The organism is Pseudomonas sp. 1 (genome assembly GCF_056626735.1).
Map to the genome: position 1 here is coordinate 1 of NZ_JBWXMQ010000020.1, position 13,445 is coordinate 13,445.

At 59.5% G+C, this 13,445-nt stretch carries 14 protein-coding genes; 1 reads left to right on the forward strand and 13 read right to left on the reverse strand.

Translation table 11 applies throughout. The features are described 5' to 3' along the window. Positions 1-42 precede the first annotated feature (42 nt). The 8 genes from rpoS to AC1MDC_RS24770 form a co-directional block, all read right to left on the reverse strand. Positions 43-1,050 carry an RNA polymerase sigma factor RpoS gene (rpoS, locus tag AC1MDC_RS24735; protein ID WP_007954831.1) on the reverse strand — a complete coding sequence of 336 codons (1,008 nt, stop codon included), beginning with the start codon at positions 1,048-1,050 and terminating at the stop codon, positions 43-45. 106 nt (positions 1,051-1,156) lie between these two features. Further along, entirely contained in the window at positions 1,157-2,038 is an 882-nt protein-coding gene (locus AC1MDC_RS24740; protein ID WP_085702595.1) for a peptidoglycan DD-metalloendopeptidase family protein, read from the reverse strand. 211 nt (positions 2,039-2,249) lie between these two features. Then, positions 2,250-2,885 carry a protein-L-isoaspartate(D-aspartate) O-methyltransferase gene (locus AC1MDC_RS24745; protein ID WP_170844894.1) on the reverse strand — a complete coding sequence of 212 codons (636 nt, stop codon included), beginning with the start codon at positions 2,883-2,885 and terminating at the stop codon, positions 2,250-2,252. A gap of 41 nt (positions 2,886-2,926) precedes the next feature. After that, positions 2,927-3,676: a 5'/3'-nucleotidase SurE gene (gene surE, locus AC1MDC_RS24750; RefSeq protein ID WP_085697345.1), complete on the reverse strand. Its 750-nt coding sequence runs from the start codon at positions 3,674-3,676 to the stop codon at positions 2,927-2,929. Beyond that, entirely contained in the window at positions 3,664-4,722 is a 1,059-nt protein-coding gene (gene truD, locus AC1MDC_RS24755; RefSeq protein WP_011332702.1) for a tRNA pseudouridine(13) synthase TruD, read from the reverse strand. The genes surE and truD overlap by 13 nt, the downstream gene beginning before the upstream one ends. Next, positions 4,719-5,192, reverse strand: coding sequence for a 2-C-methyl-D-erythritol 2,4-cyclodiphosphate synthase (gene ispF, locus AC1MDC_RS24760; RefSeq protein WP_007954821.1), 474 nt, complete (start codon positions 5,190-5,192; stop codon positions 4,719-4,721). Before ispF ends, truD begins: the two co-directional genes overlap by 4 nt. A 43-nt stretch (positions 5,193-5,235) precedes the next feature. Continuing rightward, on the reverse strand, positions 5,236-6,081 hold the full coding sequence (gene fghA, locus AC1MDC_RS24765) for an S-formylglutathione hydrolase (RefSeq protein ID WP_085697344.1): 846 nt from the start codon (positions 6,079-6,081) through the stop codon (positions 5,236-5,238). Positions 6,082-6,136: 55 nt separating this feature from the next. Beyond that, a complete protein-coding gene (locus AC1MDC_RS24770) occupies positions 6,137-7,249 on the reverse strand; it encodes an S-(hydroxymethyl)glutathione dehydrogenase/class III alcohol dehydrogenase (RefSeq protein ID WP_480393866.1) in 1,113 nt (370 codons plus the stop codon). Between the two features lie 115 nt (positions 7,250-7,364). Here AC1MDC_RS24770 and AC1MDC_RS24775 point away from each other — a divergent pair, with 115 nt between their 5' ends. Further along, positions 7,365-8,261, forward strand: coding sequence for a LysR family transcriptional regulator (locus AC1MDC_RS24775; RefSeq protein ID WP_007954817.1), 897 nt, complete (start codon positions 7,365-7,367; stop codon positions 8,259-8,261). On the opposite strand, the gene ispD is transcribed toward AC1MDC_RS24775, so the two are convergent. From ispD to AC1MDC_RS24800, 5 genes are all read right to left on the reverse strand, one after another. Continuing rightward, the gene (gene ispD, locus AC1MDC_RS24780) at positions 8,258-8,965 is read right to left on the reverse strand and encodes a 2-C-methyl-D-erythritol 4-phosphate cytidylyltransferase (RefSeq protein WP_085702591.1); all 708 of its coding nucleotides are present in this window, start codon (positions 8,963-8,965) and stop codon (positions 8,258-8,260) included. The two genes, AC1MDC_RS24775 and ispD, sit on opposite strands and share 4 nt — an antisense overlap. Further along, positions 8,962-9,240: a cell division protein FtsB gene (gene ftsB / locus AC1MDC_RS24785; RefSeq protein ID WP_085697341.1), complete on the reverse strand. Its 279-nt coding sequence runs from the start codon at positions 9,238-9,240 to the stop codon at positions 8,962-8,964. The genes ispD and ftsB overlap by 4 nt, the downstream gene beginning before the upstream one ends. A gap of 171 nt (positions 9,241-9,411) precedes the next feature. Continuing rightward, positions 9,412-10,701 (reverse strand): phosphopyruvate hydratase, encoded by a 1,290-nt coding sequence (gene eno / locus AC1MDC_RS24790; RefSeq protein WP_085702590.1) that lies wholly within the window; start codon positions 10,699-10,701, stop codon positions 9,412-9,414. Between the two features lie 156 nt (positions 10,702-10,857). Then, positions 10,858-11,703: a 3-deoxy-8-phosphooctulonate synthase gene (kdsA, locus tag AC1MDC_RS24795; RefSeq protein WP_085697339.1), complete on the reverse strand. Its 846-nt coding sequence runs from the start codon at positions 11,701-11,703 to the stop codon at positions 10,858-10,860. A 5-nt stretch (positions 11,704-11,708) separates the two neighbouring features. Further along, a complete protein-coding gene (locus AC1MDC_RS24800) occupies positions 11,709-13,340 on the reverse strand; it encodes a CTP synthase (protein ID WP_085697338.1) in 1,632 nt (543 codons plus the stop codon). Positions 13,341-13,445 lie beyond the last annotated feature (105 nt).

The window sequence follows — 13,445 nt, forward strand, 5'->3', positions numbered from 1 at the left end:
CGAACCAGTCGGGGCTTTTTGCATAGCGGTCACGCGGGCGGCTTATTGGAACAGCGACTCGCTCGACAGGCCGTTTTTCTCGAGAATTTCCCGAAGGCGTTTGAGGCCTTCCACCTGGATCTGTCTCACCCGTTCCCGGGTCAGGCCGATCTCCAGGCCTACATCTTCCAGCGTGCTGCTCTCGTGGCCGCGCAAGCCGAAGCGGCGCACGACCACCTCGCGTTGCTTGTCGGTCAGTTCCGAGAGCCATTGATCAATGCTCTGCGACAGGTCGTCATCCTGCAGCAGTTCACAAGGATCGGTCGGACGATCATCCGTCAGGGTGTCCAGCAGGGTTTTATCCGAATCCGGACCCAGCGAGACATCGACCGAAGAAACCCGCTCGTTCAGGCCCAGCATGCGCTTGACCTCGCCCACCGGTTTTTCCAGCAGGTTGGCGATTTCTTCGGGTGAGGGTTCGTGGTCGAGCTTTTGCGTCAGCTCCCGCGCGGCACGCAGGTACACGTTGAGCTCCTTGACCACATGGATCGGCAACCGGATGGTCCGGGTCTGATTCATGATCGCGCGTTCGATGGTCTGACGGATCCACCAGGTCGCGTAGGTCGAGAAGCGGAAGCCGCGCTCGGGATCGAACTTTTCCACCGCGCGGATCAGTCCGAGGTTGCCCTCTTCGATGAGATCCAGCAGCGACAGCCCCCGATTGACGTAACGCCGGGCGATTTTGACCACCAGCCGCAGGTTACTTTCAATCATGCGCTTGCGCCCGGCAGGGTCGCCACTTTGCGACAAGCGCGCAAAATGAACTTCTTCTTCCGGGGAGAGCAATGGGGAAAAGCCGATTTCGTTGAGGTACAGCTGCGTGGCATCGAGTGCCCGAGTGTAATCGATGTACTTGTGTTGTTTAAGTGAAGCGGAGTGTTTGGATTTGGCACGAACGGAAGGTGGAGCAGCCCCTTCATCATTCGACATCGAATCCGAATCGATGCCGGTCTCCATCAGGAGAACCTCATCGTCGATGTCAAACTCCGGCACTTCTTTACTGAGAGCCATTGTTATAGTCCTTTGGTGAGTTCGACCCCAAGCTCAAGCGGCGCCTTTATCCTTGGCAACGCTGGAGCCTGTCCCCTCTACGTGAAGAAACAGGCTGGTCTGCAAATCAACGTCTTGGCAGGAACTGCAGCGGATCTACAGGTTTACCTTGTCGGCGAATCTCAAAATGCAGTTTCACCCGGTCTGTACCCGTTGACCCCATTTCGGCAATTGTCTGTCCGACCTTGACCTGCTGCCCCTCCCGTACCAACAGCCGACGGTTGTGTCCGTAAGCACTGACGTAGGTTTCGCTGTGTTTGATGATGACTAATTCGCCGTAGCCCCTTAAGCCACTCCCGGCGTAAACCACCGTCCCATCAGACGCAGCTAAAACAGGCTGTCCCAAATCTCCGGCGATATCAATTCCTTTATTCAAACTACCGTTTGAAGAGAATTTACCAATCAGAATGCCATTAGATGGCCATCCCCAGCCGGTCGGGGCCGGGCCCGGTGGAGGCAGTGGAGCGGGCGCGGGCTTGCTGGCGACGGACGGTACAACCGCCGTGGAGGCGGCCCCGGAACCCGTGGTTGTGGTGGTCGTCGTGCCATTTGCCTGACGCCGGATAACCGTGGTTTTGCTGGACGAAGACGCTGAAGAACCGGAGTTGCTGACGACCGCCGTCGGCGTTGAACCGGTGCGACCGTCGAAGCGAATCGTCTGACCCGGATGTATCGTGTATGGCGTAGGAATATTGTTCCGGGCGGCGAGGGCTTTGTAGTCCCAGCCGTAGCGAAAAGCGATGGAAAACAACGTATCGCCCGGACGGACTACATACTGCCCGGTCGTTACGACCGGACGTTGGGCCACCGAATTGTTGCGATCGACGACCCGGACGTTGTTCGATTTTGTGCTGGAGCAACCGACCAGCAAGGTGCTCAAGACAAGGCCAGTCACCAGGCGCTGAAAGCTCGTGTTACCCATACGCTGCGCAATGACTGTGAGACTCACCCGCCGCTCCCTTTGTGGTGGCTGAAAAATGTGGAGTGCCGATTCCGGCATGAAACTTCGCAAGTATAACGGGCGCAACCGGCTTTACCTTTATAGAAGCGCTATCGCACGGCGCACACGTTTGCCTGTAGACGATCCATCCTGTTTAAACATTCACTGCCGCTGTAAGACAGGCACGTTCGACAGGAATTCAGCATCCTGGAACAAATGCTCAGGCCAGCGGACCGTTGAGCAATGGCACGAAACGTACCGCCCCCAAAACGTGCCGGGAGAAGCCGTTTTCTTCGCGCACGATCAGCATCAATTGCTGCACTTCACCCGAGCCGACCGGGATTACCATCCGCCCGCCCGGTGCCAGTTGATCCAGCAAAGCCTGAGGCACATCGGTCGCCACCGCAGTGACAATGATGCCGTTGTACGGCGCCAGCGCCGGCCAGCCTTCCCAGCCATCACCCCAACGAAACACTACGTTGCGCAGGTTGAGCTCGACCAGGCGTTCCTTGGCCCGATCCTGCAGCACCTTGATGCGCTCCACCGAGAACACCCGCTCGACCAGTTGCGACAGCACCGCCGTCTGATAACCGGAACCGGTGCCGATCTCCAGTACCTTATCCAGCGGCCCGGCCTCCAGCAGCAGTTCGCTCATGCGCGCCACCATATAAGGCTGGGAAATGGTCTGGTTGTTGCCGATCGGCAGTGCGGTGTCCTCGTAGGCACGGTGTGCCAGCGCTTCATCGACAAACAGGTGTCGCGGGGTCCGACGGATCACTTCCAGCACGCTGGCGTTGGAAACACCCTCTTCGTACAGACGCTGGATCAGGCGCTCTCGGGTTCGCTGGGACGTCATCCCGATGCCGCTGCGCAGTCTGTCGTCTTGTTCACGAGCCATTAATTGAGGCCCTCCAGCCAGCCGTCGAGACTTCTGAAGGCATCATTGAAGGTGCGATCGAGCTGCAACGGAGTGATGGATACGTAACCCTGCATCACCGCATGGAAATCGGTACCCGGCCCGCCGTCTTCCGCGTCACCTGCCGCCGCGATCCAGTAACCGGCCTTGCCGCGCGGGTCCACGACTTTCATCGGTGCCGCCGCACGGGCGCGATGGCCGAGACGGGTCAGTTGAATGCCGCGAATGCGATCGATCGGCAGATTAGGAATGTTCACGTTCAACACCGTGCGCGGTGGCAGATCGAGCCTGGCGTGGGCTTCGACCAGTTTGCGCGCAAAGTAGGCCGCCGTAGGCAGGTTGTCGACCAGCCGCGAAACCAGCGAGAAGGCAAACGACGGGCGCTCGAGAAAGCGGCCCTCGAGGGCGGCTGCCACCGTTCCGGAATACAGCACGTCATCACCCAGGTTGGCGCCGAGGTTGATGCCCGAAACCACCATGTCCGGCACGCGTTCCAGCAAACCGTTGAGCCCCAGGTGGACGCAGTCGGTCGGCGTGCCATTGAGGCTGATAAAACCGTTGTCCAGGTATTGCGGGTGCAACGGACGGTCGAGTGTCAGCGAACTGCTGGCACCGCTCTTGTCCTGTTCCGGGGCGATAGCCACGCACTCGGTGTAATCCGCCAGCGCAGCATAAAGCGCGGCAAGACCGGGCGCAGTCACCCCATCATCGTTAGAAATCAGAATACGCATGGGCTGTCCGTCTGCCCCACCGGCACCAGATCAACGAGTTCGCGCACCAATACGGTGGCGAAGCATCCGGCCGGGAGGACGAATTCCAGTTGCAGAATGTCAGGCTCGGGATAATGCCACGTCAACCCGCCAATGGGCAGCCGCAGGATGCGACGTTCGTGGCTCATACCGGCATTAATCAACCAATCACGCAGATCCGCCTCGCGTGCGGCAATCCCCTGCTCCAGATCATGGACAACCCCTGCAGCCGGCGAGTCACCTTCGCCCCACTGCGGGCCGGTCGGGTGCAGGTCGAGAATCGCCAGACGCGGGTCACTGCACTCGGCTTCACCTGCCGGAAAAAAGCTGCGGCTGTCGGTGAACGCCAGCAGATCGCCGACCTGGGCACGTTGCCAGGTGCCATCGGCCACCCGCGCCGCGAGTACCTGATTGAACAGAAAACTGCGCGCGGTCGACAGCAGGCGCGAACGCACGTTGCGCTGCTCCGGCAGTGCCTTGCGCGCCGCCCACGAACGGGCATCGACGACATTGCCGCCATCATGGCCGAAACGCTGAGCGCCGAAGTAGTTCGGGATACCTTGTTTGGCGATCAGTTGCAGACGCTCGTCGATGGCGGCTTTGTCGCCATTGAACTGGGTCAGGCGCAAGGTGAAACCGTTGGCCGAATGCGCACCGCGTTGCAGCTTGCGCTTGTGTCGAGTGGTCTTGAGGATTTTCAGCGTATCGTTTTCCGCCGCCGACAGATCCGGATCAGCCTTGCCCGGCAGTTGCACGCTGAACCACTGACGGGTCAGCGCCTGACGATCTTTCAGGCCGGCATAGCTGACCGTACGCAATGGCACGCCGGCAGCCTTGGCGATGCGTCGTGCCGCTTCCTCGGTGTTCAGACCGCGCTTTTCCACCCAGATCCACAGGTGCTCACCATCACCGCTGAAGGGAATGTCGAGCACTTCATCGACCTGGAAATCTTCGGCGATGGCTTTCAGTACCGCGGTGCCAAGGGCGTCACCATAGGCCCGCGGGCCAAGCAGTTGCAGTTCGTTCATGCGCGCAGCAACAAGGCAACGGAATGCACGGCAATGCCTTCTTCGCGACCGACGAAGCCGAGCTTCTCGGTGGTGGTGGCTTTCACGTTCACTTGATCCAGTTCTACTTGCAGATCCGCGGCAATCAGCGCGCGCATCGATTCGATATGGGGGGCCATTTTGGGGGCCTGAGCAACGATGGTGTTGTCGACGTTGCCGACCTTCCAGCCTTTGGCGTGGATCAGGCTGACCACATGCCGCAGCAGCACACGACTGTCGGCGCCCTTGAATTGCGGGTCGGTGTCCGGGAAATGCTTGCCGATATCACCCAGCGCAGCCGCGCCGAGCAAGGCATCGCTCAAGGCGTGCAGCAGGACGTCACCGTCGGAGTGAGCGAGCAGCCCGAAGCCGTGTGCGATTCGCACGCCGCCCAGAGTAATGAAATCGCCTTCAGCGAAACGGTGCACATCATAGCCGTGGCCAATACGCATAAAAAAACGCCCCGAATTTTGTCAGGGCGTGATTCTACCTGCATTAACCCTTCAGAGCGCGCGCGTGATGCTGCAAGTGGTCGTCAATGAAGCTCGCAATGAAGAAATAGCTGTGGTCGTAGCCCGGTTGCAGGCGCAACGTCAGCGGATGACCCGCTTGTTTTGCCGCTTGTTGCAAGGCTTCGGGTTTGAGCTGGGTGGCGAGGAAGTCGTCGCGGTCACCCTGATCAACCAGCAATGGCAGTTTCTCGTCCGCGTCGGCGATCAGTGCACAGGCATCCCATTCGCGCCATTTCGAACGGTCTTCGCCCAGATAGCGGCTGAACGCTTTCTGACCCCACGGGCAATCCATCGGATTGTTGATCGGCGAAAACGCTGACACCGACTGGTAACGTCCCGGATTGCGCAACGCACAGACCAGTGCACCGTGACCGCCCATGGAGTGGCCGCTGATGCTGCGCTTGTCCGAGGCCGGGAAATGCGCTTCAACCAGTGAAGGCAATTCCTGCACGACATAGTCATGCATCCGATAGTGACGCGACCATGGTTCCTGCGTGGCATTCAGATAGAACCCGGCACCGAGACCGAAATCCCAGGCCCCGTCAGGATCCCCCGGTACATCCGGGCCACGCGGGCTGGTGTCCGGCGCCACGATGATCAGGCCGAGTTCGGCCGCCATGCGCATCGCGCCGGCTTTCTGCATGAAGTTCTCGTCCGTGCAGGTCAGGCCCGACAGCCAGTACAGCACCGGCAACTTGCCGCCCTGCTCTGCCTGCGGCGGCAGGTACACGGCGAACACCATGTCGCAGCCCAGCACCTCGGATCGATGCCGATAGCGTTTGTGCCAGCCGCCGAAACTTTTCTGACAGGAGATGTTTTCCAGACTCATGTAGGACTCCTACGCAACCACGGCTGCACACTGGCAACCGTGGCATCGCGATTGATCAGAAATGAATGACGGTACGGATGCTCTTGCCTTCGTGCATCAGGTCGAAGGCCTTGTTGATGTCTTCCAGGCCCATGGTGTGGGTGATGAAGGTGTCCAGCGGGATTTCGCCGCTCTGTGCCATGTCGACATAGCTTGGCAATTCGGTACGGCCACGCACGCCGCCGAACGCCGAACCGCGCCAGACGCGACCGGTCACCAACTGGAATGGACGGGTGGCGATTTCCTGGCCAGCACCGGCCACGCCGATGATCACCGACTCGCCCCAGCCTTTATGGCAGCACTCGAGGGCTGCGCGCATCAGTTGCACGTTGCCGATGCATTCGAAGGAGAAGTCGACGCCGCCATCGGTCATGTCGACGATCACTTCCTGGATCGGACGATCGAAGTCTTTCGGGTTCACACAGTCGGTGGCACCCAGTTGCCTGGCGATTTCGAACTTGGCCGGGTTGATGTCGATGGCGATGATGCGCGAAGCCTTGGCCTTCACTGCACCAATCACCGCCGACAGACCGATACCGCCGAGACCGAAGATGGCCACGGTGTCGCCCGGTTTGACCTTGGCGGTGTTGATCACCGCACCGATCCCGGTGGTCACGCCGCAACCGAGCAGGCAGACCTTTTCCAGCGGCGCATCCTTGGAGATCTTGGCCACGGAGATTTCCGGCAGCACGGTGTACTCGGAGAACGTCGAGGTACCCATGTAGTGGAAAATCGTTTGGCCCTTGTAGGAAAAGCGCGAAGTGCCGTCCGGCATCAGGCCCTTGCCCTGGGTGGTGCGAATGGCCTGACACAGGTTGGTCTTGCCCGACTTGCAGAACTTGCACTGACCGCATTCCGGGGTGTACAGCGGAATGACGTGGTCGCCGACGGCCACGGAAGTCACGCCTTCGCCGATCGCTTCAACGATGGCGCCACCCTCGTGGCCGAGGATCGACGGGAAGATACCTTCCGGGTCAGCACCGGACAGGGTGTAAGCGTCAGTGTGGCAAACCCCGGAAGCCACCACGCGCAGCAACACTTCACCGGCCTTGGGCATGGCGACATCGACTTCTACGATTTCCAGCGGCTTCTTGGCCTCGAAGGCAACGGCGGCGCGCGACTTGATCATGCTGACTCTCCAGTGAATCCATTGAATAAAAACCAGACAAGGAGTGTAGTCCAGCGCCGCTTGATGAATAATCCGGGCAAAAGCAAAACATTATTGCCATACAGGGATAATCCCGATGTCTGAAAACCGCTGGGAAGGCATCGACGAGTTCGTCGCCGTTGCCGAATGCAGCCAGTTCACCGCGGCTGCCGAGCGCCTGGGCGTTTCTTCCTCGCACATCAGTCGACAAATCGTACGACTGGAAGAGCGTTTGCAGACGCGACTGCTGTACCGCAGCACCCGGCGCGTCACACTGACCGAAGCCGGCCAGACCTTCCTGCAACATTGTCAACGCCTGCAGGACGGTCGCGAAGAAGCGTTGCGCGCAGTCGGCGACCTGACCAGCGAACCCAAAGGCATGCTGCGTATGACCTGCGCCGTGGCGTATGGCGAACGCTTCATCGTGCCGCTGGTGACCCGGTTCATGGGGCATTACCCGCAATTGCGCATCGACATTGAACTGACCAACCGCCAACTCGATCTGGTGCACGAAGGCCTGGACCTGGCGATCCGCCTCGGTCGTCTTCAGGATTCCCGGCTGGTGGCGACCCGACTGGCACCGCGGCGCATGTATTTGTGTGCGTCGCCCTCCTACCTGGAACGGTACGGGCGCCCACACAGCCTGTCGGAACTAGGGCGACACAATTGCCTGATCGGCAGCTCGGACATCTGGCAGCTTGAACAAAACGGGCGGGAATTTTCCCAACGGGTGCAGGGAAACTGGCGCTGCAACAGTGGGCAAGCAGTGCTGGATGCAGCCTTACAAGGCGTCGGATTGTGTCAGCTGCCGGACTATTACGTGCTGGAACATCTGCACAGCGGTGCGTTGATTTCTTTGTTGGAGGCGCATCAACCGCCGAATACGGCAGTGTGGGCGTTGTATCCACAGCAGCGGCACTTGTCGCCCAAGGTGCGCAAGCTGGTGGATTTTCTCAAGGAAGGTTTGGCCGAGCGGCCGGAGTACCGGATTTAACGACGATTGGCCCAGCGCTGGCGCAACCATTCGAGATCTTCGGGGCGGGTGACTTTCAGATTATCCGCGCGGCCTTCGATCAGGCGCGGCGCCAACCCGGCCCACTCCATCGCCGAAGCTTCATCGGTGATGACTGCATTCGCCACCAGACTGTCAGCCAAAGCCCGGTGTAAGGCACCGAGTCGGAACATCTGCGGCGTATAGGCTTGCCAGATCACGCTGCGATCCACGGTTTCCAACACTCGACCGTGTTTGTCGACCCGTTTCAGGGTGTCCTTCGCCGGCACGGCCAGCAAACCGCCGACCGGATCGTTTGCCAGTTCAGCGAGCAGTTTGTCGAGATCGTCACGGCTCAGATTGGGCCGTGCCGCATCGTGCACCAGCACCCAATCCTCATCGTCGGCACCTTGGGCATGCAGATGAAGCAAAGCATTGAGTACCGAGCCGGAACGTTCGGCTCCACCGTCGACCCGCTGAATTCGCGGATCGCTGGCGCTGGCCAGGTTCGGCCAGTAAGGGTCATCGACGGCAAGACTGACCACCAGCCCCTTGAGGCTCGGGTGATCGAGGAAACAGCCGAGGCTGTGTTCGAGAATTGTGCGCCCGCCCAGTTGCAGATATTGCTTGGGACGGTCCGCGGCCATACGGGCACCGATGCCCGCGGCAGGAATCACGGCCCAGAAGGCCGGCAGGGAATCGATCATTGGGCCAACTGGTAAAGGGTTTCGCCGTCCTTGACCATGCCCAGTTCGTGACGAGCCCGCTCTTCAACGGTCTCCATGCCTTTCTTCAACTCGCTGACTTCAGCGTCCATCACCCGGTTGCGCTCCAGCAAGGCTTCGTTCTCGGCGTGCTGTTCAGCAATCTGCTGATTCAGTTCGGCGACTTGCGCCAGACTGCCATTGCCCACCCACAGGCGGTACTGCAGACCGGCCAGCAGCAAGAGCAAGACGAGAAACAACCAGTAAGGACTGCGCATCGAATATCAGGTATCCAGTGAAAAAAGACAGCCACGTCAAAACTTTGAAGCATCTGATAGCACGAAGCCTGGAATATCCAGGCTTGTGCATATAAGGCATCAGATTAGTGGCAAATCCATCGCTGTCACGACTTTTCCGACACAATCCGGTGTCTTTCTATCATTTACTGCTCAGCCGCGAAACTCGCTGCGACCGTTGTACTTGGCCTTGCCATTCAACTGCTCTTCGATACGCAGCAGTTGGTTGTACTTGGAAACGCGGTCGGAACGGCACAGAGAGCCGGTCTTGATCTGGCCAGCCGAAGTACCCACGGCCAGGTCGGCGATGGTCGAATCTTCGGTTTCGCCCGAACGGTGCGAGATCACGGCGGTGTAACCGGCAGCCTTGGCCATCTGGATGGCTTCCAGGGTTTCGGTCAGGGTGCCGATCTGGTTGAACTTGATCAGGATCGAGTTGGCGATCTTCTTGTCGATGCCTTCTTTCAGGATCTTGGTGTTGGTCACGAACAGGTCGTCGCCAACCAGTTGGGTCTTGGCGCCGATCTTGTCGGTGAGGATCTTCCAGCCAGCCCAATCGGACTCGTCCAGACCGTCTTCGATCGAGATGATCGGGTAACGTTCAGTCAGACCTTTGAGGTAGTCGGCGAAACCTTCAGCGGTGAACACCTGGCCTTCGCCGGACAGGTTGTACTTGCCGTCTTCGAAGAACTCGCTGGCCGCGCAGTCCAGAGCCAGTGTCACGTCGGTGCCCAGCTTGTAACCAGCGTTGGCAACGGCTTCGGAAATCACTTTCAGCGCGTCTTCGTTGGAAGCCAGGTTCGGCGCGAAACCGCCTTCGTCACCCACGGCAGTGCTCAGGCCACGGGCCTTCAGAACGGCTTTCAGGTGATGGAAAATCTCGGTGCCCATGCGCAGGCCTTCCGAGAAAGACTTGGCGCCGACCGGCTGAACCATGAATTCCTGGATGTCGACGTTGTTGTCGGCATGTTCGCCACCGTTGATGATGTTCATCATCGGAACCGGCATCGAGTAAACGCCCGGGGTGCCGTTCAGGTTGGCGATGTGAGCGTACAGCGGCAGGTCCTGATCCTGTGCAGCTGCCTTGGCCGCAGCCAGGGAGACGGCGAGGATGGCGTTGGCGCCCAAGGTCGCTTTGTTATCAGTACCGTCCAGCTTGATCATCGCGTGATCCAGGGCTTTCTGGTCGCTTGGGTCGGTGCCCAGCAGCAGATCGCGGATCGGACCGTTGATGTTGGCTACCGCCTTGAGCACGCCCTTGCCCAGATAACGGCTCTTGTCGCCATCACGCAGCTCGAGCGCTTCACGCGAGCCAGTGGATGCACCGGACGGCGCGCAGGCGCTGCCGATGATGCCGTTGTCGAGAAGCACGTCCGCTTCCACGGTGGGATTGCCACGGGAGTCGAGAACTTCACGACCTTTGATGTCGACGATTTTTGCCATTGTTGTAAACACTCCAAAGTTGACGAAAACGACGCAGCTAGAGGAAATCTTTTTACCGTCGGCAAGTGTTGTGCAACGGGCAGCTTGCAGACGACAACGCTCATACCCGAGGGCATGAGCGACAAATCGTGCGGTACTTTACCGGAGAATTGAGGTTTACGCGGTTTCTACCGTCGGAAAACTCTTCACCAGTTCGTCCAGGGCTTTGAGCTGGGCCAGGAATGGCTCCAGTTTGTCCAGACGCAAGGCGCAAGGGCCGTCGCATTTGGCGTTGTCCGGATCCGGGTGCGCCTCAAGGAACAGGCCCGCCAGCGACTGGCTCATGCCAGCCTTGGCCAGGTCGGTGACCTGGGCGCGGCGACCGCCGGCGGAGTCGGAACGACCGCCCGGCATCTGCAGCGAATGGGTCACGTCGAAGAATACCGGGTACTCGAACTGCTTCATGATGCCGAAGCCGAGCATGTCGACCACGAGGTTGTTGTAGCCGAAGCTCGAACCGCGCTCGCAGAGGATCAACTGATCGTTACCCGCTTCCACGCACTTGTTCAGGATGTGTTTCATTTCCTGAGGTGCGAGGAACTGGGCTTTCTTGATGTTGATGACGGCATTGGTCTTGGCCATCGCGACAACCAGATCGGTCTGGCGCGACAGAAAGGCCGGCAGCTGGATGATGTCGCAGACCTCGGCGACGACTGCGGCCTGGTCAGGCTCGTGGACGTCGGTGATGATCGGCACGCCGAAGGCTTGTTTGATGTCCTGGAAGATGCGCATACCCTCTTCCAGGCCAGGACCGCGATAGGAGGTCACAGAAGAACGGTTGGCCTTGTCGAAACTGGCCTTGAACACGTAAGGGATACCTAGTTTTTCGGTGACCCTCACATACTCTTCGCAAACCTGCATGGCCATGTCACGGCTTTCCAGCACGTTCATGCCACCGAACAGCACCATGGGCTTGTCGTTGGCAATCTCGATGTCGCCGACGCGGATGATCTTCTGTGCCATCGGGGTTACGCCTTCTTCTGGTGTTGAGCCAATGCTGCTTTGACGAAGCCGCTGAACAGCGGATGGCCATCGCGTGGCGTCGAGGTGAACTCTGGGTGGAACTGGCAAGCGACGAACCATGGATGATCCGGTGCTTCGACCACTTCAACCAGCGCGGCATCGGAAGAACGACCGGAAATCTTCAGGCCGGCCTCGATGATCTGCGGCAGCAGGTTGTTGTTCACTTCGTAACGGTGACGGTGACGCTCGACAATCACATCCTTGCCGTAGCAGTCGTGCACCTTGGAGCCGGGTTCGAGCAGGCATTCCTGAGCGCCGAGGCGCATGGTGCCGCCCAGGTCGGACGCTTCGGTACGCACTTCAACGGCGCCGGTGGCGTCTTCCCACTCGGTGATCAGACCGACAACCGGATGGCCGCTGGCGCGATCGAACTCGGTGGAGTTGGCATCTTTCCAGCCCAGCACGTTACGGGCGAACTCGATGACCGCCACTTGCATGCCAAGGCAGATACCCAGGTACGGAACCTTGTTTTCGCGAGCGTACTGAACGGCAGTGATCTTGCCTTCCACGCCACGCAGACCGAAGCCGCCCGGAACGAGAATCGCGTCGACGCCTTCCAGCAGCGCGGTGCCCTGGTTCTCGATGTCTTCGGAATCGATATAGCGCAGGTTGACCTTGGTACGGTTGGTGATGCCGGCGTGACTCATCGCTTCGATCAGCGATTTGTAGGCGTCCAGCAGCTCCATGTACTTGCCGACCATCGCGATGGTGACTTCGTGCTCTGGATTGAGCTTGGCATCGACGACCTTTTCCCACTCGGACAGGTCGGCGCCGTTGCATTGCAGGCCGAAACGCTCGACGACGAAATCGTCCAGACCCTGAGCGTGCAGCACGGCCGGGATCTTGTAGATGGTATCGACGTCTTCCAGGGAGATCACCGCACGTTCTTCAACGTTGGTGAACAACGCGATCTTGCGACGCGACGACACATCCACCGGATGGTCGGAACGGCAGATCAGCACGTCTGGCTGCAGACCGATCGAACGCAGCTCTTTCACCGAGTGCTGGGTTGGCTTGGTCTTGGTTTCGCCAGCGGTGGCGATGTACGGAACCAGGGTCAGGTGCATCAGCATCGCGCGCTTGGAACCGACTTCCACACGCAACTGGCGAATGGCTTCGAGGAATGGTTGCGATTCGATGTCGCCAACGGTACCGCCGATTTCCACCAGGGCCACGTCGGCATCGCCGGCACCCTTGATGATGCGACGCTTGATTTCGTCAGTGATGTGCGGAATCACCTGGATGGTTGCACCCAGGTAGTCACCACGGCGCTCTTTGCGCAGCACGTGCTCGTAGACACGGCCGGTGGTGAAGTTGTTGTTCTGGGTCATGGTCGTGCGGATGAACCGCTCGTAGTGGCCCAGGTCCAGGTCGGTCTCGGCGCCGTCGTGGGTGACGAACACTTCACCGTGCTGGAACGGGCTCATGGTGCCCGGGTCGACGTTGATGTACGGATCCAGCTTCAGCATGGTGACCTTAAGCCCCCGCGCCTCCAGGATGGCCGCCAATGAAGCCGATGCAATGCCTTTCCCCAAAGAAGAAACAACACCGCCCGTGACGAATATGTAGCGCGTCATGAAAAACCCTAGAAGTCTGCGTTAAAGCGGTCCGAGCCGCCGGGGAAAGCGAAGGAAGGCCGAAGCCCCCGATCACCTGCATTAATCACAGTGCACCTTTCAAAA

Bases quoted from the DNA above. Each gene is read 5' to 3' on its own strand.
- rpoS (WP_007954831.1), bottom strand. From the start codon at position 1,050: ATGGCTCTCAGTAAAGAAGTGCCGGAGTTTGACATCGACGATGAGGTT.
- AC1MDC_RS24745 (WP_170844894.1), bottom strand. From the start codon at position 2,885: ATGACGTCCCAGCGAACCCGAGAGCGCCTGATCCAGCGTCTGTACGAA.
- surE (WP_085697345.1), bottom strand. From the start codon at position 3,676: ATGCGTATTCTGATTTCTAACGATGATGGGGTGACTGCGCCCGGTCTT.
- truD (WP_011332702.1), bottom strand. From the start codon at position 4,722: ATGAACGAACTGCAACTGCTTGGCCCGCGGGCCTATGGTGACGCCCTT.
- ispF (WP_007954821.1), bottom strand. From the start codon at position 5,192: ATGCGTATTGGCCACGGCTATGATGTGCACCGTTTCGCTGAAGGCGAT.
- fghA (WP_085697344.1), bottom strand. From the start codon at position 6,081: ATGAGTCTGGAAAACATCTCCTGTCAGAAAAGTTTCGGCGGCTGGCAC.
- AC1MDC_RS24770 (WP_480393866.1), bottom strand. From the start codon at position 7,249: ATGATCAAGTCGCGCGCCGCCGTTGCCTTCGAGGCCAAGAAGCCGCTG.
- AC1MDC_RS24775 (WP_007954817.1), top strand. From the start codon at position 7,365: ATGTCTGAAAACCGCTGGGAAGGCATCGACGAGTTCGTCGCCGTTGCC.
- ispD (WP_085702591.1), bottom strand. From the start codon at position 8,965: ATGATCGATTCCCTGCCGGCCTTCTGGGCCGTGATTCCTGCCGCGGGC.
- ftsB (WP_085697341.1), bottom strand. From the start codon at position 9,240: ATGCGCAGTCCTTACTGGTTGTTTCTCGTCTTGCTCTTGCTGCTGGCC.
- eno (WP_085702590.1), bottom strand. From the start codon at position 10,701: ATGGCAAAAATCGTCGACATCAAAGGTCGTGAAGTTCTCGACTCCCGT.
- kdsA (WP_085697339.1), bottom strand. From the start codon at position 11,703: ATGGCACAGAAGATCATCCGCGTCGGCGACATCGAGATTGCCAACGAC.
- AC1MDC_RS24800 (WP_085697338.1), bottom strand. From the start codon at position 13,340: ATGACGCGCTACATATTCGTCACGGGCGGTGTTGTTTCTTCTTTGGGG.